Raw genomic sequence first — 26,648 nt, forward strand, 5'->3', positions numbered from 1 at the left:
ATGCGTAACAGAGGCAGGATTCATGCAGTTTATGGATTCCTTAGGGGGTCGATTTATTTTTATCAATGGAGTATTTGAATTGAAAAATAAAATGAGTTTAAGTGAACTTGCTGATGTAAGAATCGTGTAAGGCTAACATACATTTATTGACTCAAGTCCAGTAATAAAAAGGGAGAAGTGCAAATGGAATTGTATCGTAAAAAAATCAGAGAATTAATTGAACAATATAGTCAAGAAGATAATTTCTATAAAGAAAATGAGGAAATAATTCAAGATACCGAAGAAAAGCTGAATGTGAAATTTCCAGAGAGCTATCGCTGGTTTCTAAAAGAGTATGGTAGTGGAGGCGATGGACTTGAAGTTAATGGTTGCAAAGATATTTTGTATTATCATAACCGTTTTAAATCCTCTGACCTCCCTAAAGCATACATTATTATTCAACACTGTGATGAATATTCTTATTGCTTAGATACAGAAAAAATGATTAACAATGAATGTCCTGTTGTAAATTGGAGCGCCTTTGAAAAGGGTGTTTATCTAGTTGCAGACAACTTTTATGAATATTTATTAGAAGAGATTAACAATGCTATTGAAAATGATTGGTGGGAAGAGGGCTAATTTCACCTTTAGAGAAGAGCCAGCAACATGGACTGGATCAGCCGGTATAACCATACTGTGATTAATTAGAGGGTATTGTGTTTAACAAACAAGGTCAATATGTACGATTTAGGGTGGCGAAAACTATCCCTAACAAGGTAGGGCAGTTTGTATCCTTTTGGGAAAAAGATGCGACTCATAAAAACCAAGCCTTTTCGTATGAAAAAGCTACCGATCTATTAGTTATTAATACCTTCACTAGTACAAATAGATTTGGACAATTCATTTTTCCAAAAGAAGTTCTTTTAAAACAAAAAATTCTTAAAACGGCTACCACAAAAGGCAAGATGGCAATTAGAGTGTACCCGATATGGGATACACCAACTAGCAAACAAGCTATGGAAACACAGAAATGGCAATTAGAATATTTTGTTGAGACGAACTATACGAATAATTTGCTCCATCAAAAATTATTAAAGCTATACTTCGAGAGTCGCAATGATTAAAGCCTTACATACAAATAAACAAGTGTACTTTACGTACTATAAGAGAAGTCAATGTATAACAGAGACAGGATTCATTCAGTTTGTTGATGCTCTTAGTAATTTATTTATTTTCATGGATCACATGCAGTTAAGTGAACTAATCGATGTTCGCTTTGTATAATGAGCAAACATACTTAAAATGTTTATAATTTTGATAACTATCAAGTCAATTGAAGAAGGGCATTTCTTGCATTTGAAGAATAGTAACACCATTAAATGAATTGAAGGTTGACTATATCATTGCGAGAGCGACAGATTAAAAAATTGAATAGGAGTGTTCCTTGATGACAAATAGCAAAATGAATCCTAAGGTTGATGAATTTTTAACTAAAGCTAAAAAGTGGAAAGAAGAATATGAGACGTTGAGAAAGATTGTTCTTGATTGTGAGTTGACCGAAGATTTTAAGTGGATGAATCCTTGTTATACGTTTGAGAAAAAAAACATTGTTTTAATACATGGATTTAAAGAATACTGTGCGCTGCTGTTTCCTAAAGGTTCTCTGTTACAAGATTCTCATGGTATTCTAATTCAACAAACGGAGAATGTACAAGGGGCACGACAAATTCGGTTTACCAATGTGCAAGAAATAGCTGAAAAGGAAGCCGTCTTAAAAGCTTATATTCATGAGGCCATCGAGGTGGAAAAAGCCGGATTAAAAGTCAAAGCTAAAAAGCCTGAAGAGCTCATTATTCCTGAAGAGCTACAGCACAAATTTGATGAAATACCTGATTTAAAAGATGCTTTTACTACATTGACTCCAGGACGGCAAAGAGCATATATTCTTCATTTTTCTGCGGCCAAACAATCTAAGACTCGAGCATCAAGGGTTGAAAAATGCATTCCGAACATTCTTAATGGAAAAGGATTAAATGATTAGTACATTTTATTTAAAACATCGCTAATATAAATCGTTAATGTATTTGAGTTAAAAATGAAATAAGGTTAAATGAACGATTGATGTTTGATTTGTATAAAAGTAGAGTAGATTAAAAAAATTTATTTGAGGAGAAGATGCTATGGAAGTTTTTGCAGAATATTTAGCGCGTATAGATAGCCCTGACCACCGTCACCGAACAGAGGAGGTTTTGGCTTGGATTGCTAATACTTTCCCGAATTTGGAACCACAAATTAAATGGAATACTCCAATGTTTACTGATCATGGAACATTTATCATCGGCTTTGCCTCAGCGAAACATCATTTGAGCGTTTCACCTGAAGAAACAGGCATGGCGCACTTTAATCATGACATCACCCAGGCTGGATACAGCGCTACCAAAGGTCTGTTTCGAATTTTATGGACTGAGCCAGTAAACTATGAATTACTTAAGAAAATAATCGAGTTTAATATGTTAGATAAGAAAGACTGTTCAACTTTTTGGCGGAAATAAAGAGTAGATTATGAACGGAGAAGAAGGAGGGTATAGAAAGATGGATTTTGAAATGGTTATGAAAGAACTTGAAGCGCTTGGTACGGAACGAATTAAAAAGACTTACATAAACAATGGTGCACACGATCCACTTTTTGGAGTAGCAACAGGAAAAATGAAGCCGATTGCAAAGAAAATCAAGAAAAATCAGGCTTTGGCCGAGCAGCTTTATGCGTCTGGCAATTATGATGCTATGTATTTTGCTGGTATCATTGCAGACCCAACAGAGATGACTGCGGAGGATTTTGAGCGTTGGATTGATAAAGCGTATTTCTACATGCTATCCGATTATGTAGTTGCAGTAACTTTGTCAGAAACCGATTTTGCGCAAGCTGTTGCTGATAGATGGGTGGCAAGCGGTGAAGAACTTAAAATGTCGGCAGGTTGGAGTTGCTACTGCTGGCTTTTGGGTAATCGTCCTGACGATGAATTTAGCACAAGCAAGATTGCTGATATGCTTAATCAAGTGAAAAATACGATTCACGATTCTCCAGATCGAACGAAATCGGCTATGAATAATTTTATCTATACAGTCGGTGTTTCATATTTGCCACTTCATGAAAAGGCCCTTGAAACTGCAAAGACAGTAGGTCCAGTCGAAGTTAAGAAGGATAAGAAAAAAAGTAGTATTCTTCTTGCTTCCGAAAACATTCAAAAGGATATAGATAGAGGACGGATTGGTTTCAAACGCAAACATGTGAGGTGTTAGCATAATTTGTAATGGAACTGCACTATCTAAAACGAGACTGATAAGTATTTAATGATAATGAGTTTACTATACGTATGATGTTTTGTTCCTTCATAAACCATCCATTGAAGAAGTGGCAGGGGATAAAAGCTAAAAAAATTCTTGAGAAAAGGAGAGGTTAAAAATGAAAACCCAAAAAGGAAATCTAAGAATCTGTCATAAAGGACACAAATATTATAAAAGCAGTAGTTGTCCGACCTGCCCAACTTGTGAGCAAGAACGCAAACCTGAAGATGGATTTCTTTCCATGCTATCAGCACCAGCAAGACGAGCACTGGAAAACAACGGGATAACTTCTTTGCAGCAGCTATCAACATTTAGTGAAAAAGAGATATTACAATTTCACGGTATAGGGCCGGCTTCTTTACCTAAACTTAGAGAAGCTTTGCAGAACAATGGGTTAGTCTTTAAAAATTAAACATTAAGGATAGTTAAAGCAAGAAATAGATCTAGATAAAGTGTACAAATACGCTGGATTTCTGGATATGGAAGGATGTTAAGAGATAAATAGTGGGAAAAAGAAGGGCTGGAGATTTAGATAATGAATAACAAACTAGATAAAGCATTAGCGTTACGAAAGAATGGAAATCACAAAGAATCTAACGAATTGCTAAGTGAATTAGTTAAGGAATTTCCAGACAATGCTTTATATAACTATCAATGTGCTTGGAGCTTTGACGTATTAGGAGAAGAAGAAAAGGCAGTGCCCTTTTACGAAAATGCCATAAAGATAGGATTACCTTCTAAGGATATGGAAGGGGCAATAGTGGGATTGGGCAGCACGTATAGAGCCTTGGGGGAGTATGAAAAATCAAAAAAGACATTTTTAAAAGGAATGGAATTATTCCCAGATAATCACGTAATTAAAGTGTTTTATTCCATGACCTTATACAATTTAAAAGAGCATAGCAAAGCGATGGAACTGCTACTGAAATGCTTACTAAATACAACAAATGACAATGAAATACTAAGTTATAAAAAAGCCTTACATTTCTATTCAGATAAACTTGATCAGACTTGGAAGTAGCTTGTAAAATTCACTGCATATAAGTTCTTTTCCTGAAACGAGGAGAGGACTTTTTTGTAACAATATTGGCAGGCTTCCTTTGATAAAAAGACTTTTAAAATGATAGACTGTGAAGAAATACATTTAAACTATAGGAGGCTTTGTTGAACAAGAAAGCCCTTACATATTATATATGTCTAATATGTAAGGAGCCCTATACGAATTACGTTTGAAATAGGAGATTCCTGATTTGGATCTTGCGCTTCTTTTTTTGTTGAAGCACTTATGTTTGTACAACCCTATCCTTACTAAACTCTTCTTCAATTAGCTTATCCATGAGAAAATGATAAAAAACGTGATAATTTGTTTTAGTTAGTTTGTCCAGTTCCTGGTGAGTGATGATATTATGTTGGATTAGTAAACCTATAGCAGCTGATATACAATTTACTTTTAAATCTTCTTCCCCTAACATATAAATCACCTTCCCTTATTTACTAAGTAACCCATTCTATATAATAGGCATACTTAAGACACGGACTAATATAAGCTCTTTTCTCGAATTATGGATCTCGTGCTGATAGAAAATGATCATAACATTTTCTCAACACTTTTTGATGTATACTGTTATCTTTATATACTGAGCTTTCTTTTCCTGCAAAAAAAACAAAATGATTTCGTTTTTCCCTTATTTTGGAATAATTCATTTATTTTTGACAGTTAGGGGAGCTTCTGAACGTTCAGTATGTATTTAAATGCCAACACTAAAAACTTATGAACGCCATCCAAGGAAAGCGAATAATGGAATTTATTTTAATTGGTTCCTATTATTTCTCTTATGTAAATGCGGTTTTCCTGTAGGTGAAAAAGGGGATTTTAACCATGTTATAAACCTCCCTGTAGGTAATTATTAAATTATATAGGGAAATTTACATTTCAATAAAATACTGTTATTACAAGTTAGTGAGGTAGAAGTATGGAAGAAAACAATAGTGAAAATTTAAAATCGGAAATTATAAAAAAGCACGAGGTATTATTTGCAAAGAGATTGAAGCTTGAGAGTGAAGCAAGCCGTTTGATGTTAGAAATCAATTTATTGGATGCACGGAATACTCTTGATAAAGTAAGTCAGTTAAACCAACAGATAGATGATATAACCTCTGAAATGGATTATTTGAAACAAGCTCTTGAAACCATCAATTAAGCTATATATGAGAGTGTAACTAATTCTATAAGTATAAGCACGAGCAAATTAGAAAAAAGTGATCAACATGGAAGAGAAAGAAGGTATTTCTATGAAATCTATATTATTAATTGGACAATCAAATATGGCAGGCAGAGGATTTATTGAGGATGTACCGCCGATTTATAATGAGCATATACATATGTTGAGAAACGGTAGATGGAAAACAATGGCAGAACCACTTAATTTTGATCGTCACATATCTGGCGTCGGGCCAGCAGCCTCTTTTGCCCAAGCTTGGACAGAGGATCATCCGGGCGAGTCCATTGGGGTAATACCATGTGCCGAAGGAGGAAGCTCAATTGATGAGTGGACAATTGAAGGACTATTAACAAGACACGCGATTTCTGAAGCAAAATTCGCAATGGAAACAAGTGAGTTAGTGGGAATTCTATGGCATCAAGGAGAAAGCGACAGTTACAGAGAACGTTATAAGACGTATGAAGATAAACTGCTTTCATTGTTTAAATATTTGAGAGAAGAATTGAATGCACCAGATATCCCCATTATTATCGGTGAGTTGGGGCATTACCTTGGAGACGTCGGATTTGGAAAAAGCGCCGTAGAATATAAACAAATAAACCAGATATTATCTAAAGTTGCCCATACTGAAAAAAATTGTTATTTTGTAACATCAAAAGGCTTAACAGCAAATCCAGATGGCATTCATATTGATGCCGTTTCCCAAAGAAAGTTTGGATTAAGATACTATGAGGCTTTTTCAAAACAAAAGCATGTGTTAGATGTTTTAGACGTTGAGCATGAATGGATTGAAAAGGAAGCAAAGCGTGAACTAACTAAAAATGAACGTATATTTGTTGAAAGTATGAAGCTTGCCTTGGGACAAGTAAGTTTTGAGGAGTTTTCTCTTAATATCTCTATTATTAATGAAAGTAAGTAAAGCAGAATTAATCCCATTTTGTGAGGAGTGGAGTTCGTATAGATTTGTTAATTATTAAAACTAAAAAAGGAGAATCCTTTAAACAGGAACTCCAAAAAGCCGGTATTCAAGACACGCAAATTTTTCAAGTGCAACTAGTGAAGAAGTTGCAGACAGAGTGTTAGGTGGGAATATTTCAAACCTGTATTTCTCCTCTCGTTTCAGAGAAATGGAAAAACATTCAGGAAAAGTTTATTCAACGAATTTCCCAAGACATTGCCTATGCGCAGCGCAATGGATTAGCACGTAAAAATGTACATAACGAGTTAGTAGCAAGAGGATGGTTTTTCACCAATGAAATGTACCTTTGGGAAATTGTTCGTAATGAATATGAGCACCCTGTAGATCAAATTGCCAAGAATATCGCATCTATTTATATTAAAGGACTCTATTTATAATTTCGAAATTGCATTTGTCTGAAGTAGTATATAATATCTCCTTAATATTCAACATTCTCTACAGAAAAAAAGACCGTTTCCCAATATACTCTCTCAAGGATATAGATAACATAATAAAGCTCACTAAATGTTGAACGTTTAGTGAGCTTTTACTGTATGGAAAAGTATTATTTAATTTGAACTTTACTTCCGTTTATTTCAATGTACCATTTACCTTTTGCATAACTATCTTTTGAAACCTCAAATACGTCAACATCTGTAACTTTGATACCCGGATTTAAATCACTTGCAATCTTAGAGTTATCAATGTTAGTTTCAACTGCATAATTTGATGTTGCATCAATATCAGCGTCATATTTTGTACCTTTTTCATCAACGAGGTTAATTGTTGGGGTTGAAAAAGCACCTAATGGTTTGTCAGAGATGTTTTTAACAGTCCATTGAATAGCAACAAGTGTACCGCCTTCAGAAGCTTTTTTGTTTGCATATTGGTTTCCAACTTGTTCTCTTTCCTCTACTTTTGTTACAGAAACTTTCGCTTTATCATCTACTGTAAAAGTGTCTCCCACTTTATGAGCTTTTTGTTCTTCTGATTTTGAAGAGTTAGAACTAGATCCAGAACCACTATCGTCTCCACCTGATGCTACGACAGCAATTACTACAATAAGTGCAATCAGAATAATAAATCCTAAACAGCCAATCTTAAAAAATTTTTTCATTTTAGTGCATTTCCTCCTGTACCATTAAACATGCATTTATTATGTATTTATAATGCATGTTTAATCTTTACATATAAATAGTTATATTACAATATTAAATTTCCTTATTTTAATAATAGATTAGATCAAACTGCTTAATATACATTAATAAGGACTTATTATCCTGAAATTAAGCCTTGATATGTTTGATGGTTAATTTTTGTATATATAAATTATTTTACCAATATATAAATATTGAAAATAGTGTGTACGTATGTATATCAAAATACTTAGCAGAAACTTATAGCAACAAGAGGGGTGAATTACAAAGGCGAGGCCCAGTAGACGGTTCATCAAAAGAGTTGCACTGTCTTTATCGTTTGGATATGGTTATTTAGGCATTCATTTTTATAGTGCTACAGTAGAGGAAAAAGAGAGGATCTAGAAAAGTAATGAACAAGTATGACTATATTAAAAGACAATTAGCGAAAACGAATAAAAAAAACGATGAAAACTATATCATTACAAGGATCTGGCATTTGCTTGATAATTACGATATAAAAATAAATACTCAACAGTATGTAGTACGATCAAATAAACACCAAAAGGTTGAATACGGATTAATTGATTTGTATTTTCCACAGTTTAATTTGGCCATTGAAATTGATGAAGCCCATCATAAGAATAATATAAATCAAACATTAGACGAAATTAGAAAAAACGATATTGTAAATGCCTTAGATTGTGAATTTATCAGAATAGATGCTACTGAATCTCTTGAAAAGATTCACGAAAAGATTGACCAGATAGTAGAAAAAATTAATTTACTAACAAAGGAGAAAGGGTTTATTCCATGGGATGTGGAGAAGGAATACGATCCAAATACGTATATTGAACAAGGATATATAGATGCCGACGATAATATTTCTTTAAGATTAGTCGCAGACTGTTGCAATGTGTTTGGAGCTGGCTATGCTCACGGAATTCAAAAAAGCGGAGCACCACACAAGTTTGAAGAAGATACAGATATTAAAAGGTTAAAATTTTTCCCTAATGAAACGTGGAACAATCAACTTCTTGAAAATGAAGAACTGTTTATTGAATATAATACAATTCCAGAAGAGAACGAAGCCTACTTTCAGAAAAGAATGTATCAGCTGAATCAGAAGATTGCACTATTTGCATATGCTAAAACTTCTTCTGGACGCTTTGAAGCGATATTTAAAGGGCTTTATGTATTAAATCGTGAAAAAAGCAAAGAGACAGGCATTCTGACTTATAATCGTATATCTACAATAATGCCAACTTACTATCCAAAAGATGTTAAACAACCTCTTAGAATTGCAGAAGCCTATAATAATGAGGAATATAAAGTAGCACATTTTTATACAGAAAATCAGGTTAGGAAATTTGAGGACAAATATAAAGAGAGATATAAGGTAATATCGTATTCATAAAAAGATTGGCTATGGTCAGTTACACTTTTTTATTTTGTTACAATTAATGCTTCAATCGTTTTATTCCAGTAATGAGTTCTGTTATTCTTCTATGAAATGAAATATGCTAGGTTTTGTTTAAATGTTCCTGTTCTATTTTGTACACATTCTTTTAAGAATTACTATGAGAATTTTGTTAAAAGGTGTTCATGAAATGCTAACTCTTAATTTCAGTTTGAGGTATAGACTTTTATATTTTGATTAAGTTAAAAAAAGCATTTGACTTTTCTGAATAATAGGCATTATAGTTATATTATAAAATTGTTTGTAATAATAAAAACAAGTTTTATAATATAAAACAAAAGGGTGGAACTCCATGCCTATTATTCAATCAGTAGATCGCGCCCTTCGTATTCTGGACCTCTTTGATGAACATACAACAGAATTAAAGATAACAGATATAAGTGATCAGATGGGTCTTCATAAAAGTACTGTTCATTCATTATTGAAAACACTTCAACAACGTGGCTATATTAGTCAAAACCTCGAGAATGGAAAGTATGGGCTAGGGATGAAACTTTTCGAAAGAGGAAACTATGTTATTCAGTCTTTAGATATTAGACAATTAGCTAAAAAATATCTGATAGACTTATCAACAAAAACAGGACAAACTACACATTTAGTCATCTTAGATGGTAAAGCAGGAACATATATTGATAAAGTAGAAGGTCCGTTGGCGGTTATTCTTTATTCCCGAATAGGAAAAAGAATTCCACTTCACTGTTCTGCAGTAGGAAAAGCTCTAATAGCTTTTAAAGAAAGAGATGAAATAGAAAAAATTTTAGCTGGATATGAGTACACTAAGCAAACTGAATTCACTATTACAAACGAATTTGAATTTTTGCAGGAACTTAAAAAAGTTCAAAGTCAGGGCTATGCAGTTGATAATCAGGAAAATGAACCTGGTGTTCGTTGTATTGCAGCACCTATTCGAAACCACGACAATCAAGTTATAGCTGCTATAAGCCTTTCTACACTTATAGCAGGAGTAGATGACATCCAGTTAGGTATTTTCGTTCAACAACTGAAACAAGCAGCTTCCGAATTATCCGAGCAGATGGGACATGGGATACCGATTTAATAAAGAGGGTCCCTTCTCTTTTGTCTATATTAAAAAACTAGGTTTTATATTATAAAACAAATGGAGGTTTTTCTATGCGTATTATTCGATATTTGAGTGAAGATTTAAAACCCATTTTGGCAGCCCTTACATCAGAGGGAATAGTTTACCCCCTCGAGCAGGAAGGGTTTATGCAACTAATCCACCAAGCGCACGCACAAAACATTTCTCCCCTTTCTTTTGTTCAAAATATGATTTCTGAGTCAAAGCCTATCCCACAATCTATTGAAGAGCTTTCACTACTTGTACCTATTATTGCCCAAGAAGTATGGGCTTCGGGAGTTACTTACGAACGGAGCCGAGATGCCAGAAACTATGAAGCTACAGATGGAAATTTAGACGCTACCACATTTTACGACAAAGTATATGACGCAGAACGTCCAGAAATTTTCTTTAAATCTACAGCTGCTCGCACAGTTGGACCTAATCAGGAAGTCTATATTCGTAGTGACTCTAAATGGCAAATTCCTGAACCAGAACTCGGTTTGATTATTAGTCAGGAAGGCGAAATCCTTGGTTATACAATTGGAAACGACATGAGCTGCCGTGATATTGAGGGAGAAAATCCGCTTTATCTTCCACAGGCAAAAATGTGGAAGCACTCTTGTTCTATTGGACCAGCTATTCTTCTCGCGGAATCCGTAAAAGATCCATATAACTTTGATATTACATGTCGTATTTATCGCCATGAAAACCTTGTAGTAGAAGGAACAGCTAGTACGCGTCAATTAAAAAGAAAATTTGAAGAATTGGTTTCCTTCTTAGCTCGTGATAATGAAATTTTTGATGGGACCGTACTATTAACGGGCACATGTATTGTACCACCAAATGACTTTACATTATTAGAGGGTGATCAGATTGAAATTGAAATTCCCAGTATTGGTATATTAAAAAATAGTGTAACGTTACCAAATAAAATTTCGGTCTAATTAAATAAATTCAAACTTAATTATTAAACTACTTTTCTATTTTGAAATATCAGAAATTTAAGAATTAAATAACTTTTAATTTAGATATATGGAGGAAAATACGATGAGTATAAAAACGGAAGAAAAAATGTATTTAAATTATGTTGCTGGCGAGTGGGTACCTGGTTCTGTTAAGAGAGTTGATAGCAGCATTAATCCAGCCAACCGGCATGAAGTAGTGGGGTATGTACAGCACTCTGGAAAAGAAGATTTAGATAGGGCTGTCAATTCTGCTAAAAAAGCTCAAATTGCTTGGAGCAAACTATCGGGGGCCGATCGTGGTCAGTATTTATATAAAGTAGCGAATATGCTTGAGCAGCGCTTAGATGAAATAGCAAAGACAATGACCTGCGAGATGGGAAAAACATTCTCAGAAGCAAAAGGTGAAACTGCAAGAGGCGTTGCAATTCTACGCTATTATGCAGGAGAGGGTCTAAGAAAGATAGGAGATGTTTTACCTTCAACAGACTCTGAAGCATTTATGTACACGACTCGAGCTCCCCTTGGGGTAGTGGGTGTTATTACACCTTGGAACTTTCCAGTAGCTATTCCTATTTGGAAGATTGCTCCCGCGCTTATATATGGAAACGCTATCATATTGAAGCCAGCTCGAGAAGCAGCAGTTACTGCTGCAAAAGTTATGGAATGTTTTGCAGAGGCAGGTTTGCCAAGTGGTGTGGTTAATATGGTAACGGGTTCTGGTTCTGTTATTGGACAAGGCATTATTGATCATCCAGATATTAAAGGAATTACATTTACAGGATCCGATGCAGTTGGTAAACAAGTTGGTTTGGGTGCACTAAAACGTGGTGCAAAATATCAATTAGAGATGGGAGGGAAAAATCCAGTTATCGTTGCTAACGATGCTGATATTGAACAAGCAGTAGAGGCAACTATTAGTGGAGGTTTGCGTTCCACTGGCCAAAAATGTACAGCTACGAGTCGGGTAATTATACAAAGTAAAATTTATGAAGAGTTTAAAGAAAAGCTGATTGATAAAGTGAAAGAAATAAAAGTTGGGAACGGCCTCGAAAAAGATGTTTGGATGGGACCTTGTGCAAGTGAAGACCAGCTTAACACAGTACTCGCCTACGTAGAAAAAGGTGTTGAAGAAGGGGCTTCGTTAGCTTATGGTGGTAAGCGTCTAGATGAAGGAGAGCTGGCTGATGGTTTTTATGTGGAGCCTACTATATTTGAAAATGTGACTAGTGGAATGACTATTGCTCAAGAGGAAATTTTCGGTCCAGTACTTGCACTTATGAAGGTTGAAACGTTAGAAGAAGCACTGGATGTTGCAAATGATGTAAAGTTTGGACTGAGTGCTTCCATTTTTACGAAATCAATTGGGCGTATGCTTTCATTCGTAAGTGAGATGGATGCTGGCCTTGTGCGTATCAATGCGGAATCTGCTGGAGTAGAATTGCAAGCACCATTCGGAGGAATGAAACAATCTAGCTCTCATTCTCGTGAGCAAGGGCAAGCTGCAATTGAATTTTTTACTTCTATTAAAACCGTATTTGTAAAACCGTAATTCCATTTTTAATCAATGTATGAAATCAAATAATGATAAGGAGGTGCATAACTATCACTTCCTTTATTTTCATCTATTTTAATTGATTAGGAGATAAACAAATGCAAATTGAAACTAAAGAGCCCGTGCTTTCTGCTGCACCCAAAAAAAATTGGAGATGGACGGTTGTAATCTGGTTAATCATAGGTGGGTTTATCAACTACCTAGATAGGGCAAATCTATCTATTGCTGCTCCGCAAATGATGAAAGAGTTAAATTTAACAAAAACAGATATAGGACTTTTAGGTACAGTTTTTTCATGGTCTTATGCTTTAATGCAGCTTCCTGCTGGTTGGCTAATTGATCGTTTTGGTACAAAAAAGATATATTCAATTGCAGTCTTGTGGTGGAGTGGAGCTACATTTATGATGGGGCTCTTCAGTAAGCTACCTTCATTTATTATTGTAAGGTTACTTCTAGGGGCTGGTGAAGCCCCTTGCTGGCCAACAGGTGCAAAAATAACATCTTACTGGTTTCCAAAAAAAGAAAGAGGATTTGCAACAGGCCTCTGGGATTCGTCATCGAAATGGGGTCCGGCTATTGCTCCTCCTCTTTTAGTCGCAATCATGTTGGCTTTTGGATGGAGGTCATTATTTTATATTACCGGTATTGCAGGAGTGTTATTTAGTATTGCTTTTTGGATTTTTTATAAAAACCCTGAACATAGCAGAAAACTTTCTAAAGAAGAATTTGAATATATTCAATCAGAGGGTGCTGGCTTTGAGGAAAACCTAGTAAATTCAAAGATTAAATGGAGATCGTTATTTAAATACAAAACTGTTTGGGGAATGATTTTAGGATTCTTCTGTACCATTTGGATTTGGAATATCTTCTTAGTCTTTCTTCCTCTGTATCTCGTTGAAGTGCATGGAGTTAGCCTTCAAGAGCTAGGCATTTATGCAAGTATCCCGTGGGTGGGTGGAATATTTGGTGCTATTTTTGGAGGGTATCTTACAAAAAAGCTAGTAGATAAGGGTATAACGTCTCCAGTTAAGGCAAAACGTGCGCTAATTAGCATCTGTGCTATATTAGCTGCTATTGTGGTGATTTTTGTTCCTTTTGTGGATAGTCTTACTATGAAAATAACTTTATTCACACTGGCACTTTGTTTTATTTCCGCAATTACAGGAAGTGCTTGGGCGCTTGCCGGAGATATTGCCCCTCCTTCTATGGTTGCATCTGTAGGCGCTATACAAAACTTTGGAGGTTATTTTGGAGGAGCACTTTCACCCTTTATAGCAGGTTTAATTGTAGATAAGACTGGATCTTACTCTCTTGCCTTCATATCCGGTGGTATTATTGCAGGATGTGCAGCATTTTGTTATTGGTTTTTAGTGAAAAACCCTATTCAAGAGAGAGTAGAATAATAAAATGATTATAAACGATGTGATATTAAGAAGGCTAAGCAAAGATTTATAATAATATTGCTTAGCCAATAATAACTAAATTTTTATTAGGTTAATTAAAGCATTTAAAAAGAAACAATTCTAGCTACTACACGTATCTAAAGAGATCCTTTACTAGAAGAAAGTTATCTCTTAACAAATAGAAGATATAGCAATCTCCTATATCTTTTTGCCAAAATACAACAAAATTATATTTAAATAATTAAGTTGAGTTTTTATATGAGCTTAAAAAATTTGTTTTTATTAAATTTTAAAAGGATGGAAATATAATGAGAAAAATAACAAGGTTTCATGGGGTAATTCCGCCTGTCTCTACAATAGTAGATCAAAATGAATGTTTAGATGAAAAAGGAATGAAAAATTTAATTGATTTTCTAATTGATTCTAAAGTGAATGGGCTGTTTTTTTTAGGATCAGGTGGAGAATTCAGTCAAATGTCAGTTTCTTTAAGGAAAAAAGTAGCGGAATTTGCAGTGGAATATGTAAATGGACGTCTGCCAGTTCTAATTGGCACTGGTACTCCAAGTACAAAAGAGACTATCTCACTAAGTATGCATGCCAAAGAAATAGGGGCGGATGGAATCGTAGTCATTAACCCATATTATTGGCCTTTATCCGAGGATAATCTTTTTCAGCATTTTGCCCAAATTGCTGAAAAAGTAAATATGCCCACCCTTTTATATAATTTTCCAGCATTAACAGGCCAAGATTTATCTCCGGAACTTGTTCTTAAGTTAGTCGAATCTTATCCCAACATTGTAGGTATTAAAGAAACTGTTGATTCAGTTGCTCATACAAGGGAAATGATCTTGACTGTAAAGGCTACCTATCCTGATTTCGCTGTTTTCTCAGGATACGATGATCACTTTTTAAATACGTTATCTCTTGGCGGAGATGGCTCCATTCCTGGTACTGCTAATTTTGCACCAGAGATTTCCATAAATATTTATCAATCTTTTATGGAAAAAGACTATGCCCGCGCAATTGAAGCTCATCGTCTGTTATCAAGTTTATTATCCTTATATCAAATAGATAAGCCTTTTGTAAGTGTGATTAAAGAAGCTCTTTCCTTAAGAGGGATAAAAGTTTCTACAAACATGATAGCTCCAGCTCGTGAACTTAGTGAAAGAAAGAAGGAACAAGTAGAACAAATACTAGGCCAGGCACTAGGGACAGAAAAAAATTTCATAAATTATTAATGAAAGATGTTGTTTTCGAGGAACCTATATTCTCCAATTAATAGAAAATAGTATGAGCAACATAAAAATATGTCTTTTTTTATAAAAAATCTTATTAACGGAGGAATACATATGTCATTGCAATCCATATTTGGCGAAGAGGATGTATCTCTTTATAAAATTCAAACTCATTCGAAGGGAGCAGATGGTTCACTCCCACTTACACCCGAAATGTTGTTAGACTCACCAAGTGGTGACCTTTTTGGATTATCCCAAAATGTTGGTATGGGCTGGGCACCTTCAAATCTACTGGGAAAACAAGTTCTAATTCTCGGTACTCAAGGTGGAATCAGGAATCATGATGGTACTCCAATTGCATTAGGCTATCATACTGGGCACTGGGAAATAGGTTTATTAATGAAGGCATCAGCCCAAGAGATTAGTAGACAAGGTGGCGTGCCCTTTGCAGGTTTCGTAAGTGATCCATGTGATGGTCGCTCCCAAGGAACTACTGGTATGTTTGACTCACTGCCTTTTCGAAATGATGCGGCTATAGTTTATCGAAGATTAATTCGTTCATTGCCTACTCGCAGAGCAATTATCGGAGTAGCTACATGTGATAAAGGTCTTCCAGCAATGATGGTAGCTCTGGCATCAATGCATGACTTGCCAACTATCATTGTTCCTGGAGGTGTTACTCTTCCACCTACAAATGGAGAAGATGCAGGCAAGATTCAAACAATTGGGGCAAGATACGCAAATAACGAAATTACTTTGCAAGAAGCTGCTGATCTTGGATGTCGTGCTTGTGCTACACCGGGAGGAGGATGTCAATTTCTTGGGACAGCTGGTACCTCTCAAGTTGTTGCAGAAGCAATTGGAATGGCTTTACCCCACTCGGCACTAGCACCTTCAGGCCAGTCAGTATGGATGGAGATGGCTAAGCAATCAGCACGTGCGGCTTTAGAAATGGAGAAGAAAAAGATTTCCACCAAAGATATAATTACAGATAAAGCTATAGAGAATGCTATGGTAATTCATGCAGCTTTCGGGGGTTCAACAAATTTATTACTTCATATTCCAGCAATTGCTCATGCAGCTAATTGTAAGATACCTAGCGTTGAAGATTGGACTAGAATCAATAAAAAAGTTCCTCGTTTAGTCGATGTACTACCAAATGGTCCTGTAGGTCATACAACTGTTAAGGTATTCTTAGCAGGTGGAGTACCGGAGGTAATGCTTCATTTGAGAAAATTAGGTGTCTTGCATGAAGATGTGCTAACAGTTACTGGAGAAACTCTTGGTTCAAACCTAGATTGGTGGGAAAAATCAGAAAGACGTGCAATGATGAAAAAACAATCGTTAGAGGCTGATGGAATCAATCCTGATGATATTATTATGGATCCAGCCAAAGCAAAAGAAAAAGGTCTAACTTCCACAGTTACATTCCCGAAAGGAAATATCGCCCCTGAAGGATCAGTAATTAAATCAACTTCTATTGATCCATCTGTGGTAGGAGAAGACGGGGTATATCGACATAGAGGAAAAGCAAAGGTCTTTACTTCAGAAAAAGCAGCCATAAAATCGATTAAAACAGGAGGCATAGAAGCAGGAGATATAATGGTAGTTATGGGCGGTGGTCCTTCAGGAACCGGAATGGAGGAAACATATCAATTAACATCGGCCTTAAAACATTTGTCTTTTGGAAAACATGTTTCCTTAATTACAGACGCGCGTTTCTCTGGTGTTTCTACTGGTGCCTGTATCGGACATATTGGACCTGAGGCATTAGCTGGGGGACCAATTGGAAGATTACGTGATGGAGACATAATTGAAATCATTATTGACCGTAATCAATTAGTGGGTTCAGTTAATTTTGTTGGAACTGAGAATACAAGACTTTCTTTAGAAAAAGCAACTAAAGTCTTGCAAGAACGTGACCTTCATCCAGAGCTAAAACCGGATCCGGGTCTTCCAGATGATACTCGTTTGTGGGCTGCGCTTCAATCAGTCAGTGGAGGAACATGGCGTGGAAATATCTATGACACAGATCGAATTATTGAGGTTCTAAAAGCAGGCGTAGAAGCATTAGACAAAGAAAAAACATTAGTACAGAATTAACCTATTAATATTAATTTTAAAATATTTATGACTTTAATTGAAAGCGTTTACTAAAGGGCGTTTTTTCAAATAGTTGTACTTTATGACTAGTAAACAAAATAGCATAAGCGTCCTAGAGTTACTTACTAATTAAAATATAAAATTAGTGTTTCAATAAGTGGAGCAAGTAAAAATATTTTAATTATTTTTTGGAGGTATATCATGCCATTGTTTATAGTAGCGATTGGGATTATTCTGTTGCTAATTTTGATTACTGGATTTAAATTAAATACATTTGTTTCATTGATAATTGTATCTTTTGTTGTATCTTTAGCACTTGGAATGCCTATGGAAAAGGTTGTCACATCCATTGAAGCTGGATTAGGAGGTACACTTGGTCATATAGCTTTAATATTTGGACTTGGTGCAATGCTTGGTAGATTAATTGCTGACGCAGGGGGAGCTCAGCGTATCGCCATGACTCTAATTAACAAATTTGGAGAAAAAAGAATTCAGTGGGCTGTTGTAGTTGCTTCGTTTATTGTAGGTATAGCTTTATTTTTTGAAGTAGGATTAGTTTTATTAATCCCAATTGTATTTTCGATTGCGAAAGAATTAAGAGCCTCTATCTTGCACTTAGGTATTCCTATGGCTGCAGCTTTATTAGCAACTCATAGTTTCCTTCCCCCACACCCAGGACCAACAGTCATAGCTGGTGAGTATGGTGCTGACATTGGATTAGTTTTACTCTACGGTATTATTGTTGCAATACCAACCGTCATTATAGCAGGTCCTCTATATACTAAGATGGCTAAAAAAATCGTACCTGATGCATTCAAGAAGACGGGTAATATAGCTTCTTTAGGTGAACAAAAAACGTTCAAACTTAACGAAACACCAGGTTTCGGCATAAGCGTATTAACTGCAATGTTTCCTGTTTTATTAATGTCTATATCTACAATTCTTGATATGATTCAAAAATCAGTAGGATTTGAAGATGATACAACGATTGAAATAATTCGTCTTATAGGAAACCCTTCATCTGCAATGTTGATATCTTTAATTCTTGCATTTTATACAATGGGAATAGCAAGAAATACTCCTATAAAAGAAGTTATGAACTCCTGTGCATCATCAATTGCTGCAATTGGTATGATGCTATTAATTATTGGAGGCGGGGGTGCCTTCAAGCAAGTACTAATTGATGGTGGTGTAGGAGATTATGTAGCAGAATTGTTTAAAGGAACTTCAATGTCACCTATCATACTTGCTTGGGTAGTTGCTGCATTATTACGTATCTCTTTAGGATCAGCCACAGTTGCCGCTATATCCACTGCAGGATTAGTTATTCCAATGCTGTCTCAATACGATGCTAATTTAGCCTTAGTAACTCTTGCAACTGGAGCGGGAAGCTCAATATGCTCACATGTTAATGATGCAGGATTTTGGATGATTAAAGAATATTTCGGGTTAAGTATGAAAGAAACATTTTCAACATGGACAATACTTTCAACTATTACTTCCATAGCAGGATTAGGGTTTATTTTATTATTAGATACATCTGTAATTATCTCAATAATATTAATAATTTCCATTAGCACAGTAGCAATGTATCTCAGTATATTTAACAAACCTTTCAAGCAACCTAAGGATAAAAACGACGTTTTAGACGTATAAAGGTGTAAAGCTTTTTAAAAGACAAATAGTGATTTTATATTTTTGAAGATATGGAGTTAAACAAGGCAGCTATATATTTGGTTGCCTTGTTAGTGAAATTGAACAATTTGAATTACATTCCTTGTACGATCATTTGCACTCGAAATATATCTGAGTCCATAATACTTAACTTTTTCAATTTTTCTTTTCGTATCATTACTTACTGTATAATTTACCATGTAATTTATTCATCAGTTCCCCCTCAAACATAATTATCTTTTTTTAAAACCCTCTATGCAAACTATTACCAACGAAATAGTGCCCCAGCTAATACTAGTCTTTATTTTTAAATCCCAAAGACCGTATTCATTAAGGTTTAAACGATACGTAGACTACCAGTGTCTACAGTGACCTTTAGAAAAAAACAGGGTGATTCATAAAAAATAGAAACAAAACTCACCGAAAAATCACATTATTAGCTATTTCAGTTTTTAAAATTATGATGTATGATAAGGTTTGCAAAATGATAAATAGGATAATTAAATTCTAACCTTTATTTACTCTTATGTGTGATAATTTAATAATAGGCAATTAGAAAAGAGTGATTAGCTTGGAAGAGATAAATCTTGATAAAGTGTATTAATCCAATGAATGTCTAGATAAGGGAAGTAGGAAATGCCCCAATCGCAATTCAGCTTACTTCAAAATCTCCGTAAAAGGTGAAAATCTCTTATATGGATATTGAGAATGCAGTCTGTAACCATATAAAGAAGGAGAAAAATAATGAAAAAAGCTCTCATTTTTTGTTCAGTTCTTATACTCCTACTCTTAGGAGGAGGGATTTACATAGATCATTCTAGAGAAAAACAAATGGAGCAAAAACAAAATGATCAAATGTTCCATAAGGCAGAGCAGGCAGCCATTACATACTTTAAAGAAAAAAGACATAAAGACTTAGTGGTGGAAAAAGCAGATTTTGCGGACCGTGGTTTTGAGTATATAGAGGTAACGGGAAAGGTGAAAGAAGGCGAATCGAAGCAATACGTAGTAAACGTCAGCTATAATGATAACTACCGCGTTACTTCTATTGTTGATATGAATTAAAAACAGATAGAAAAGCTAAAAAAGCACTCACCACAAGTGAGTGCTTTTTCATTAAATAAACAATCCAACCATAATACCTGTTAAAATCGATCCCATTGTAGCGACTAACAGCATTTTCAAACCAAACTTTGCAACGCGTGAAGCTTGTTCGCCGTTGATTGCTTGGATCGTACCAAGAACGATACCGATTGAGCTGAAGTTTGCAAATGAGATTAAGTAAGCTGATACGATACCAATCGTTTTTTCAGAAAGGTGAGGCATCATTTTTTGGAAGTCAAGCATGGCAACGAATTCGTTTGCTACTACTTTTGTTCCCATTACGCCGCCGGCTCTCATCAGTTCGTCTGCCGGGATACCCATGATAAAGGCAATTGGGTAGAAGATATAGCCTAAAATGTCTTGAACCGTTAATCCGATGACACCGTTTAATACGTAGTTCACTAATGCTAAAAGACCAACGTATGTAACAAGCATAGCTGCTACGATTAACGCAACGCGTCCGCCGTCTAGGGCTCCGTCACCGATTGCTTCAAACAGCGTGCCTTGTTTAGCAGGCGCTTTGATATCGACTTCATTTTCATCTTCTACTTTTACTGGTGCAACGATAGAAGAAACGATTAAACCAGAGAATACGTTTAGCGGAAGGGCAATTAATACGTATTCAGCCGGGATCATCTGCATGTATGCGCCTAGAATCGAACAAGAAACGGATACTAAAGATGTTGTTGTAACGATAAATAAACGGTTTGGCGTTAAACCTCCGATGTGGTTTTTTACCGCAATTAATGCCGTTGTATCACCAAAAATCATCGCGTTCACGGCTGTGAAGCTTTCAATTTGGGGAAGTCCGGTAATTTTTGAAACAAGTCCTCCGATATATTTGATCCCAAAGGGTAAAATACGAGAGTAGTTTAAAATACTTAATAATGCTGAAACGAATACAATCATAACTAACGTTTGGATAAAGAAAATGCCTTTTCCTGCAAGATCTCCAAACACGAACGAAATTCCGTCGTTACCAAATGATAAGATCTTTGTAAATACACTTGTGATAAAGTCAAGCACCTTGCGACCAATCGATGTATTCATCATAAAAGCAGAGATAGCAAGCTGGATGACAAGCATAACTGCGATGCCTTTATAGTTGATAAGTTTCCTGTCGTTTGACATGAGGAATGCAACTGCTAAGATAATTACAATCCCGATAATTCCCATTAAAATTGACATTTACTTTTCTCCTTACATGTATTCTATATTTATAAAAGAGGGACGTGCATAGAAATGACTATGCAAATCGGCCTCTATTTTATACAAAAACGGAACTTCTACGCCAATTTTGTTAAAAATGGGCAAAATTTTTTAGGCCATTGTAAAAAATGACGTAAGTGTAAAATAATATTTACTATGTGCTAATATGTAAAAAAACATGCAGAACTGACATAATAACTTATATTTCGACAGCCTCTACTATCTTAAATCATTTTGAACAAAAGAAAAAGGGGAAATGAAGATATTTTTAATATAATTGTGAAATATTTTTAAAAATTTATGATACTTCCGGTTCTTGGAATTACAGCATGAGAAGTAAAAAAGAGACAAAACGACCTATAATACGTCGTTTGAGAGAAATATTTCCTTTTTAATGGTAGGATATTCATGAGGAATGACAAAGTAGTTATATAAAGGAGTTAGAAATGAATAGTATTCAAACCTTTTTTTCAAAGCATCCGAAATGGTCGTATACCGGAAATTTTTTGGTAACACTGGCGTGCGTAGCGGTGTTTCCATCTTTATTTATGCCGACCGTTTCAGGAGTGCTGCTTGGATTTGTTGCAGCTACCGCTATTAATTATGCATTAGGACTTAAGTGGAAGCCGCTGAGACAGCTCATAAGTACATCCAGTAAATAAAACGCTCTATAAATGTGGTAAACTAGTAAAAATGATAAAAGAGGTGTAAACATAATGACAACACCCGAGAGAAAGCTGATTCATTTAGCAACCGGCATGCCTGAACAAATGGCATACGGCTCTGACAAAGAAATGCGGACAGGTATATGCAAAAAGCAAGTAGACGAGACCTTTTTAGCAAAAGAAGGGTTTCAAGGCGACGGCGTAGCGAACTTAAAGTATCACGGCGGACCGGATCGTGCGGTGTGCGTGTATCCGTATGAGCACTATAAAAAATGGAACGAAGAATTTGATACGGAGCTGCCGATGTCTGCGTTTGGAGAAAATCTTGTCTTAGCGGGCATGGTTGAAAAAGACGTATGCATTGGAGACGTTTATCAAGTGGGGGACGCTGTTATTCAAGTGACGCAAGGTCGAAATCCATGCGACACGATTACAAAGAGAACGGGCGTTAAAGGTCTTTTAAAACGAATGATTGAGACAAGCTATACCGGCTACCTTTGCCGCGTGCTGAAAGAAGGCACAATTACGAAAGACGCGGAAGTGAAATTAATTCAAGCTCATCCAGATCAAGTATCCGTTTGGTTCACGCTTGATTTATATTTCCATCATTCAAAAGATGTAGAAGGGATGAAGCGGGCGTTAGAAGTTTCTGAACTTGCGGAAGACTGGAAAAATAAATTTCAAACGCGTATTGAAAAGGCTCTTTCTGTCGCGCAGCGATAAAAAGTAAATGCCCTCCAATCGTTAGAACGTATCTAACGATTGGAGGGCATTTTTTTCTTAGAAGCGTCCGTATCCTAAGAAATGATCTTGATAGTAAGAAACATCTAGGTCAGCTACTGCTACACCGTGTGAACCAGCATGAATCATTTGGCCGTTTCCGATGTAGATTCCCATGTGAGATGGGCCGCTTGTGTATGTGTTTTGGAAGAATACTAGATCGCCTGGTTGTGGAGACGAAATTTTTGTCGCCATGTTCCAGTAGTTGGCTACGCTTGTACGTGAAATGCTGTGACCGCTATGGTTGAACACGTATGCGATAAAGCCTGAGCAGTCAAATCCGCTTGGTGTGTTTCCTGCCCATTGGTAAGGTGATCCTACTAAACTACGTGCAACATTTACTGTGCTTCCAGAAGCCGTGCTTGTTGTTGGAGCAGGTGCTGGTGTGCTAGTTTCTTTTGCTGCAGATGTAGATGCAGATGCTGTAGAAGTAGAAGGAGTTGATGTGCTTACACCTTTTACTTGGCTTGCGCTTGGTTTACCTGATGCAATTGTTACGTAGCTTGAGCTTTTTGAAATCCATTTGTTTGGTGCAATTTCAACTAAGCCGTTTGCTTCTTTTAAAATAGCAAACTCTTGGCCTTGTGTTGCCGTTCCAACAACTGGAGATGAAAAGCTAGCTCCTTGACGAATATTTAACGCACTCACGTTTACGATGACTTTTTGATTAGTAGTAGTTGCTTGTTGTTGAGGTACGCTTGGCGTTACCTTTTCTTGTACGGGTGCTGGTGCAGCGCCTCCGTCATTTGCACTTGCTGAAGTTGTGCTAAATGTTAGGGCAGCGGGAACAAGTAATGCTGCTAACCCCATATTCATAACTGTACGATTTGCTTTCTTTAGCATGTTCTTTCTCCCTTTCCATAACTTGTTTTATTCACAACTGTGAGTCTATCAATCCTGACAGGAAAAGTAAACATCTAATTCCAAATTACGACATTTTGTAACATAGTTTTAATATTAAAGGGCGATATAAGTAGAATTGTCACCTTCTCTGTAATAATTCTGACAATTCATCTAGGTAGAAATGTTTAGGAGATTCATAGATTTATTAGAAAATATGTCAGCTAAATGAAAAAGGGGAGCAGAAACCCAGCAGCTGAATGGCTTCAAGGCTTTTAGGATGTATAAAAGCTATAGGTAAAAAGTGATATCGCCACTAGCGATACACTTTATTTTTTTCTAAATGAGCACATAGAGAAGAAAGATACGCTGTCATAAAAGAAACTCAGTTACTATAACTGCTATACATAAATTACATCAAAAGCATCCAGTTGAAGCGAGTGAAAAAGAAGCGTAGTATACAAGGAGGAATGAACGCGTGAATCATTTACATTCATATATGTAGGAGTGGTTGTTGTATGAAACAGTCATCATCTTTTATTAATGGGATTCTTTTAGCTGCTCTTGTACTGATTTGGGGATTAACATGGCCGATGTCGAAGCTTGCGCTTGGCTATTCATCGCCTATTTTGTTATCTGGACTGCGGTCATTAAGTGCGGGAATCATCTTATTAGCAGTCGCACTGCCAAGAGCTAAACAGCTTCACTGGAAGCAGAACTGGCGTAAATATATGGTGTCAGGTCTATTTAATTCAATCTTATTCTACGGTCTGCAAACGATTGGACTTATGTTTATGCCAGCAGGGGTCTTCAGCGTGATTGTCTATTTGCAGCCGGTGCTCATCGGCATCATTGCATGGATGTGGATTGGAGAAAGCATGAACGCTGTGAAGATAGGTGGCTTGCTTCTTGGTTTTGTAGGTGTGTAGCTACCATCAGCATGGGAGAATTATCTGCTAATGCTTCAGCCGTTGGAATTATTCTTGCTGTGCTTACGGCACTGAGCTGGGCGATTGGAACTGTCTATATCAAACGTATTAGTGACAGTGTAGATGGCATTTGGCTTATTACCATTCAAAGTCTTGTCGGCGGAGTCGTTATGACAGCGACCGGCAGCGGAGTGGAAGGATGGTCTCATATAGTGTGGAATTCATCATCTATACTGCTGCTTTTATTTTTAGCACTGTTTTCTGTTGCCGTTGCGTGGCTCATTTATTTTTATTTGATCAGTAAAGGAGAGGCCAGCAAAGTGGCGTCCTTTAATTTTCTTGTTCCCATTATTTCAATTGTCATTGGCACGCTCTTTTTAGACGAACCTTTTACATCGTCACTTCTTGTAGGGCTAGTGCTTATTATTATCAGTATTTATTTAGTGAATAAAAAAGCGAAGAATCAAAAGTTAAAGCCCTCTGATGGAGGAGATCAGGCAGCGTAAAGCTATCCATAAAAAAACCGTATTCGCAACTCGAATACGGTTTTTCTTCTATTCAGCAACTTCTGTTTCATTTGCTTTTAGCTTTTCATAAAATACGCCAAGCGAAGTCGTTACATACGGAACGAGCCATAATAACCCGATGCCAAGCGTGATCATACTTAAAATTCCCCAGCCGATAAAGCTTAAAAGGAGTAAAAAGTAGGTCCACTTGTAGCCGTTCATTAACCGTCTGCTTTCAGTAATAGACTGGTTCACCGAATAATCTGGGTTATCGCGGAATACGTAGTAAGCCTGTGAATAGGCAAGACTTTTGATGATGCCAGGAATGATTAATAAAATGCTCCATAGCACGGTATAAATAATCGTTAGCAAGTAAAGTCCGAGTGTTCTAAAGTATAAGCCTGCAGATGAAAACGAATCAAACACACTTTTAACGCAGACGTTTTCTCCTCTTACTAAACGCAGCAGTACCCAGTAGTAAGAAAAAAAGAGCGGTACGAGCAGCAGGGATACAATATTAGCTAAGGTAGACTGTGAGTATTCGGTTTCAGACCCGCTTGGAAATCCGTTAACAAGAAAGTCAATAAGTCCTGGAATACCGGCAGCAATTAGATACGTAACGAACGTAAGCAGTACGGCGAATCCCCAGCGGTTTTTCAGCGCTGTGAGTGCACCTTGCTTCACTTCTTTTATTCTCATAACTTGATGTCCCCCTCTAGGTGAGTTTATACAGAGAATTCAACCTGTACATTAGTCAATATATTAGCGATTTTTAAATATATGAATGCTTGCACTAATAAGTTGGATAAAGTTTTTTAGAGACTTGAAATTTATGGAAAGTCCTTTAAAATGGAAGTATAAGGATATTTTAAGTCGGAAGGAGGGACGGAAATGGCGCTTGTGTATTTGCTGATTCTGGCAGTCGTTTATATCTTTCTGGATCTTGCCATGCGAAAGAAGCTGAATACAAAGATGAAAAAAAGCTATTGGAGAAGCTTTAAGGGAAGGCGTCCGCTGTTTATCACACTTGAAATGGTGATGCTTGCTGCGTTTTTAGTGCTGATCTTTGTTATACCTCCAGCCTATACCTCCGTTTTTATGTTTCTTTTCTTTTTTTTCCTGTACGTAATTCGAGGATTTGAAGAATGGAAGTTTGAAAGAAAACAAAAAGAGCACTATCACTCGTGGTTTGGTGCAACTTTTTTCCTGTTTGGGACGTTTATATTACTGATGACAGATATGTAAAACAAAATTGTGAAACGACGAAATGAACCGCGGTTGATTTCCGTGCAAGACTTCGCTTTCCGCGGGCGGCCGGTGAGCCTCCTCGTCGCGAACGCTCCTGCGGGGTCTCACTTGTTCCGTTTTTCCCGCAGGAGTCTTCGTCCTGCCCTCCAATCAACCATTAGAAGCACCTACATATATGAAACAAACCTACTTGCACCATATCCATAAAAAAATCCGAACGAATTGGATTCTCCA

Annotated in this window: 29 protein-coding genes and 1 pseudogene; 24 read left to right on the forward strand and 6 right to left on the reverse strand. The window is 36.3% G+C overall.

Annotation, left to right across the window (positions count from 1 at the left end):
* Positions 1-183 precede the first annotated feature (183 nt).
* From ACH6EI_RS06490 to ACH6EI_RS06525, 8 genes are all read left to right on the forward strand, one after another.
* Positions 184-618 carry an SMI1/KNR4 family protein gene (locus ACH6EI_RS06490; protein ID WP_108674819.1) on the forward strand — a complete coding sequence of 145 codons (435 nt, stop codon included), beginning with the start codon at positions 184-186 and terminating at the stop codon, positions 616-618.
* Positions 619-695: 77 nt separating this feature from the next.
* Positions 696-1,103, forward strand: coding sequence for a MepB family protein (locus ACH6EI_RS06495; RefSeq protein ID WP_108674818.1), 408 nt, complete (start codon positions 696-698; stop codon positions 1,101-1,103).
* Complete coding sequence (locus ACH6EI_RS06500) at positions 1,096-1,263, forward strand: hypothetical protein (protein WP_226313303.1); 168 nt, start codon at positions 1,096-1,098, stop codon at positions 1,261-1,263. The genes ACH6EI_RS06495 and ACH6EI_RS06500 overlap by 8 nt, the downstream gene beginning before the upstream one ends.
* Positions 1,264-1,426: 163 nt before the next feature.
* Complete coding sequence (locus ACH6EI_RS06505) at positions 1,427-2,020, forward strand: YdeI/OmpD-associated family protein (RefSeq protein WP_108674817.1); 594 nt, start codon at positions 1,427-1,429, stop codon at positions 2,018-2,020.
* A gap of 139 nt (positions 2,021-2,159) precedes the next feature.
* A complete protein-coding gene (locus tag ACH6EI_RS06510) occupies positions 2,160-2,531 on the forward strand; it encodes an iron chaperone (RefSeq protein ID WP_098999706.1) in 372 nt (123 codons plus the stop codon).
* Positions 2,532-2,571: 40 nt separating this feature from the next.
* A complete protein-coding gene (locus tag ACH6EI_RS06515) occupies positions 2,572-3,279 on the forward strand; it encodes a DNA alkylation repair protein (RefSeq protein WP_108674816.1) in 708 nt (235 codons plus the stop codon).
* A gap of 163 nt (positions 3,280-3,442) precedes the next feature.
* The gene (locus ACH6EI_RS06520) at positions 3,443-3,736 is read left to right on the forward strand and encodes an RNA polymerase alpha subunit C-terminal domain-containing protein (protein ID WP_098999708.1); all 294 of its coding nucleotides are present in this window, start codon (positions 3,443-3,445) and stop codon (positions 3,734-3,736) included.
* Positions 3,737-3,859: 123 nt separating this feature from the next.
* The gene (locus ACH6EI_RS06525; RefSeq protein ID WP_108674815.1) at positions 3,860-4,345 is read left to right on the forward strand and encodes a tetratricopeptide repeat protein; all 486 of its coding nucleotides are present in this window, start codon (positions 3,860-3,862) and stop codon (positions 4,343-4,345) included.
* Between the two features lie 262 nt (positions 4,346-4,607).
* Here ACH6EI_RS06525 and ACH6EI_RS06530 read toward each other — a convergent pair whose 3' ends face one another.
* The gene (locus ACH6EI_RS06530) at positions 4,608-4,796 is read right to left on the reverse strand and encodes a hypothetical protein (protein ID WP_014458940.1); all 189 of its coding nucleotides are present in this window, start codon (positions 4,794-4,796) and stop codon (positions 4,608-4,610) included.
* 501 nt (positions 4,797-5,297) lie between these two features.
* Here ACH6EI_RS06530 and ACH6EI_RS06535 point away from each other — a divergent pair.
* The 3 genes from ACH6EI_RS06535 to ACH6EI_RS06545 all read left to right on the forward strand — a co-directional run bounded on the left by ACH6EI_RS06535 (position 5,298) and on the right by ACH6EI_RS06545 (position 6,902).
* Positions 5,298-5,525 (forward strand): hypothetical protein, encoded by a 228-nt coding sequence (locus ACH6EI_RS06535; protein ID WP_098999710.1) that lies wholly within the window; start codon positions 5,298-5,300, stop codon positions 5,523-5,525.
* 91 nt (positions 5,526-5,616) lie between these two features.
* Entirely contained in the window at positions 5,617-6,465 is an 849-nt protein-coding gene (locus ACH6EI_RS06540; protein WP_397377981.1) for a sialate O-acetylesterase, read from the forward strand.
* Positions 6,466-6,629: 164 nt separating this feature from the next.
* Positions 6,630-6,902 (forward strand): hypothetical protein, encoded by a 273-nt coding sequence (locus ACH6EI_RS06545; protein WP_372491966.1) that lies wholly within the window; start codon positions 6,630-6,632, stop codon positions 6,900-6,902.
* A 167-nt stretch (positions 6,903-7,069) separates the two neighbouring features.
* On the opposite strand, the gene ACH6EI_RS06550 is transcribed toward ACH6EI_RS06545, so the two are convergent.
* Positions 7,070-7,621 carry a DUF4352 domain-containing protein gene (locus ACH6EI_RS06550; RefSeq protein ID WP_108674814.1) on the reverse strand — a complete coding sequence of 184 codons (552 nt, stop codon included), beginning with the start codon at positions 7,619-7,621 and terminating at the stop codon, positions 7,070-7,072.
* 431 nt (positions 7,622-8,052) lie between these two features.
* Here ACH6EI_RS06550 and ACH6EI_RS06555 point away from each other — a divergent pair, with 431 nt between their 5' ends.
* From ACH6EI_RS06555 to ACH6EI_RS06595, 9 genes are all read left to right on the forward strand, one after another.
* Positions 8,053-9,057, forward strand: a complete 1,005-nt coding sequence (locus ACH6EI_RS06555) for an AbaSI family restriction endonuclease (RefSeq protein ID WP_098113264.1) — start codon at positions 8,053-8,055, stop codon at positions 9,055-9,057.
* Between the two features lie 355 nt (positions 9,058-9,412).
* A complete protein-coding gene (locus ACH6EI_RS06560) occupies positions 9,413-10,177 on the forward strand; it encodes an IclR family transcriptional regulator (RefSeq protein ID WP_098113263.1) in 765 nt (254 codons plus the stop codon).
* A 74-nt stretch (positions 10,178-10,251) separates the two neighbouring features.
* A complete protein-coding gene (locus tag ACH6EI_RS06565; RefSeq protein WP_108674813.1) occupies positions 10,252-11,145 on the forward strand; it encodes a fumarylacetoacetate hydrolase family protein in 894 nt (297 codons plus the stop codon).
* A 103-nt stretch (positions 11,146-11,248) separates the two neighbouring features.
* Complete coding sequence (gene gucD, locus ACH6EI_RS06570; protein WP_098113261.1) at positions 11,249-12,715, forward strand: alpha-ketoglutaric semialdehyde dehydrogenase GucD; 1,467 nt, start codon at positions 11,249-11,251, stop codon at positions 12,713-12,715.
* Between the two features lie 101 nt (positions 12,716-12,816).
* The gene (locus tag ACH6EI_RS06575; RefSeq protein WP_098113260.1) at positions 12,817-14,121 is read left to right on the forward strand and encodes an MFS transporter; all 1,305 of its coding nucleotides are present in this window, start codon (positions 12,817-12,819) and stop codon (positions 14,119-14,121) included.
* Between the two features lie 308 nt (positions 14,122-14,429).
* On the forward strand, positions 14,430-15,359 hold the full coding sequence (locus ACH6EI_RS06580) for a dihydrodipicolinate synthase family protein (RefSeq protein WP_098113259.1): 930 nt from the start codon (positions 14,430-14,432) through the stop codon (positions 15,357-15,359).
* Positions 15,360-15,470: 111 nt separating this feature from the next.
* Positions 15,471-17,459 carry a YjhG/YagF family D-xylonate dehydratase gene (locus ACH6EI_RS06585; RefSeq protein ID WP_098113258.1) on the forward strand — a complete coding sequence of 663 codons (1,989 nt, stop codon included), beginning with the start codon at positions 15,471-15,473 and terminating at the stop codon, positions 17,457-17,459.
* Between the two features lie 201 nt (positions 17,460-17,660).
* Complete coding sequence (locus ACH6EI_RS06590; RefSeq protein ID WP_098113257.1) at positions 17,661-19,115, forward strand: GntP family permease; 1,455 nt, start codon at positions 17,661-17,663, stop codon at positions 19,113-19,115.
* Between the two features lie 849 nt (positions 19,116-19,964).
* Complete coding sequence (locus ACH6EI_RS06595; RefSeq protein WP_141483543.1) at positions 19,965-20,198, forward strand: hypothetical protein; 234 nt, start codon at positions 19,965-19,967, stop codon at positions 20,196-20,198.
* A gap of 51 nt (positions 20,199-20,249) precedes the next feature.
* On the opposite strand, the gene ACH6EI_RS06600 is transcribed toward ACH6EI_RS06595, so the two are convergent.
* Positions 20,250-21,425 carry a NupC/NupG family nucleoside CNT transporter gene (locus tag ACH6EI_RS06600; RefSeq protein ID WP_098113255.1) on the reverse strand — a complete coding sequence of 392 codons (1,176 nt, stop codon included), beginning with the start codon at positions 21,423-21,425 and terminating at the stop codon, positions 20,250-20,252.
* 467 nt (positions 21,426-21,892) lie between these two features.
* On the opposite strand from ACH6EI_RS06600, the gene ACH6EI_RS06605 reads away from it, so the two are divergent.
* Positions 21,893-22,108 carry a hypothetical protein gene (locus ACH6EI_RS06605; protein WP_098113254.1) on the forward strand — a complete coding sequence of 72 codons (216 nt, stop codon included), beginning with the start codon at positions 21,893-21,895 and terminating at the stop codon, positions 22,106-22,108.
* A 54-nt stretch (positions 22,109-22,162) separates the two neighbouring features.
* Positions 22,163-22,834: an MOSC domain-containing protein gene (locus tag ACH6EI_RS06610; protein WP_098999715.1), complete on the forward strand. Its 672-nt coding sequence runs from the start codon at positions 22,163-22,165 to the stop codon at positions 22,832-22,834.
* Positions 22,835-22,891: 57 nt separating this feature from the next.
* Here ACH6EI_RS06610 and ACH6EI_RS06615 read toward each other — a convergent pair whose 3' ends face one another.
* Entirely contained in the window at positions 22,892-23,734 is an 843-nt protein-coding gene (locus ACH6EI_RS06615; protein ID WP_034267107.1) for a C40 family peptidase, read from the reverse strand.
* 515 nt (positions 23,735-24,249) lie between these two features.
* Between ACH6EI_RS06615 and ACH6EI_RS06620 the strand changes: the two are divergent.
* Positions 24,250-25,166: pseudogene (locus tag ACH6EI_RS06620) on the forward strand (DMT family transporter).
* 48 nt (positions 25,167-25,214) lie between these two features.
* Here ACH6EI_RS06620 and ACH6EI_RS06625 read toward each other — a convergent pair.
* The gene (locus ACH6EI_RS06625) at positions 25,215-25,865 is read right to left on the reverse strand and encodes a DUF975 family protein (RefSeq protein ID WP_098999716.1); all 651 of its coding nucleotides are present in this window, start codon (positions 25,863-25,865) and stop codon (positions 25,215-25,217) included.
* A 192-nt stretch (positions 25,866-26,057) separates the two neighbouring features.
* Between ACH6EI_RS06625 and ACH6EI_RS06630 the strand changes: the two genes are divergently transcribed.
* Positions 26,058-26,411, forward strand: coding sequence for a DUF4181 domain-containing protein (locus ACH6EI_RS06630; RefSeq protein ID WP_099331212.1), 354 nt, complete (start codon positions 26,058-26,060; stop codon positions 26,409-26,411).
* Here the strand turns inward: ACH6EI_RS06630 and ACH6EI_RS06635 are convergent.
* Positions 26,386-26,568, reverse strand: a complete 183-nt coding sequence (locus ACH6EI_RS06635) for a hypothetical protein (RefSeq protein WP_108674812.1) — start codon at positions 26,566-26,568, stop codon at positions 26,386-26,388. The genes ACH6EI_RS06630 and ACH6EI_RS06635 overlap by 26 nt on opposite strands.
* Between the last annotated feature and the right edge of the window lie 80 nt (positions 26,569-26,648).

The organism is Priestia sp. JSM ZJ58 (genome assembly GCF_044383985.1).
GTDB classification, from domain to species: domain Bacteria; phylum Bacillota; class Bacilli; order Bacillales; family Bacillaceae_H; genus Priestia; species Priestia zanthoxyli.

Bases quoted from the DNA above. Each gene is read 5' to 3' on its own strand.
- ACH6EI_RS06585 (WP_098113258.1), top strand. From the start codon at position 15,471: ATGTCATTGCAATCCATATTTGGCGAAGAGGATGTATCTCTTTATAAA.
- ACH6EI_RS06580 (WP_098113259.1), top strand. From the start codon at position 14,430: ATGAGAAAAATAACAAGGTTTCATGGGGTAATTCCGCCTGTCTCTACA.
- ACH6EI_RS06515 (WP_108674816.1), top strand. From the start codon at position 2,572: ATGGATTTTGAAATGGTTATGAAAGAACTTGAAGCGCTTGGTACGGAA.
- ACH6EI_RS06520 (WP_098999708.1), top strand. From the start codon at position 3,443: ATGAAAACCCAAAAAGGAAATCTAAGAATCTGTCATAAAGGACACAAA.
- ACH6EI_RS06575 (WP_098113260.1), top strand. From the start codon at position 12,817: ATGCAAATTGAAACTAAAGAGCCCGTGCTTTCTGCTGCACCCAAAAAA.
- ACH6EI_RS06500 (WP_226313303.1), top strand. From the start codon at position 1,096: ATGATTAAAGCCTTACATACAAATAAACAAGTGTACTTTACGTACTAT.
- ACH6EI_RS06510 (WP_098999706.1), top strand. From the start codon at position 2,160: ATGGAAGTTTTTGCAGAATATTTAGCGCGTATAGATAGCCCTGACCAC.
- ACH6EI_RS06600 (WP_098113255.1), bottom strand. From the start codon at position 21,425: ATGTCAATTTTAATGGGAATTATCGGGATTGTAATTATCTTAGCAGTT.
- ACH6EI_RS06630 (WP_099331212.1), top strand. From the start codon at position 26,058: ATGGCGCTTGTGTATTTGCTGATTCTGGCAGTCGTTTATATCTTTCTG.
- ACH6EI_RS06530 (WP_014458940.1), bottom strand. From the start codon at position 4,796: ATGTTAGGGGAAGAAGATTTAAAAGTAAATTGTATATCAGCTGCTATA.
- ACH6EI_RS06525 (WP_108674815.1), top strand. From the start codon at position 3,860: ATGAATAACAAACTAGATAAAGCATTAGCGTTACGAAAGAATGGAAAT.
- ACH6EI_RS06590 (WP_098113257.1), top strand. From the start codon at position 17,661: ATGCCATTGTTTATAGTAGCGATTGGGATTATTCTGTTGCTAATTTTG.
- ACH6EI_RS06605 (WP_098113254.1), top strand. From the start codon at position 21,893: ATGAATAGTATTCAAACCTTTTTTTCAAAGCATCCGAAATGGTCGTAT.
- ACH6EI_RS06550 (WP_108674814.1), bottom strand. From the start codon at position 7,621: ATGAAAAAATTTTTTAAGATTGGCTGTTTAGGATTTATTATTCTGATT.
- ACH6EI_RS06625 (WP_098999716.1), bottom strand. From the start codon at position 25,865: ATGAGAATAAAAGAAGTGAAGCAAGGTGCACTCACAGCGCTGAAAAAC.
- ACH6EI_RS06560 (WP_098113263.1), top strand. From the start codon at position 9,413: ATGCCTATTATTCAATCAGTAGATCGCGCCCTTCGTATTCTGGACCTC.
- ACH6EI_RS06610 (WP_098999715.1), top strand. From the start codon at position 22,163: ATGACAACACCCGAGAGAAAGCTGATTCATTTAGCAACCGGCATGCCT.
- ACH6EI_RS06540 (WP_397377981.1), top strand. From the start codon at position 5,617: ATGAAATCTATATTATTAATTGGACAATCAAATATGGCAGGCAGAGGA.
- ACH6EI_RS06615 (WP_034267107.1), bottom strand. From the start codon at position 23,734: ATGCTAAAGAAAGCAAATCGTACAGTTATGAATATGGGGTTAGCAGCA.
- ACH6EI_RS06490 (WP_108674819.1), top strand. From the start codon at position 184: ATGGAATTGTATCGTAAAAAAATCAGAGAATTAATTGAACAATATAGT.
- ACH6EI_RS06535 (WP_098999710.1), top strand. From the start codon at position 5,298: ATGGAAGAAAACAATAGTGAAAATTTAAAATCGGAAATTATAAAAAAG.
- ACH6EI_RS06565 (WP_108674813.1), top strand. From the start codon at position 10,252: ATGCGTATTATTCGATATTTGAGTGAAGATTTAAAACCCATTTTGGCA.
- gucD (WP_098113261.1), top strand. From the start codon at position 11,249: ATGAGTATAAAAACGGAAGAAAAAATGTATTTAAATTATGTTGCTGGC.
- ACH6EI_RS06555 (WP_098113264.1), top strand. From the start codon at position 8,053: ATGAACAAGTATGACTATATTAAAAGACAATTAGCGAAAACGAATAAA.
- ACH6EI_RS06505 (WP_108674817.1), top strand. From the start codon at position 1,427: ATGACAAATAGCAAAATGAATCCTAAGGTTGATGAATTTTTAACTAAA.
- ACH6EI_RS06595 (WP_141483543.1), top strand. From the start codon at position 19,965: ATGGAGCAAAAACAAAATGATCAAATGTTCCATAAGGCAGAGCAGGCA.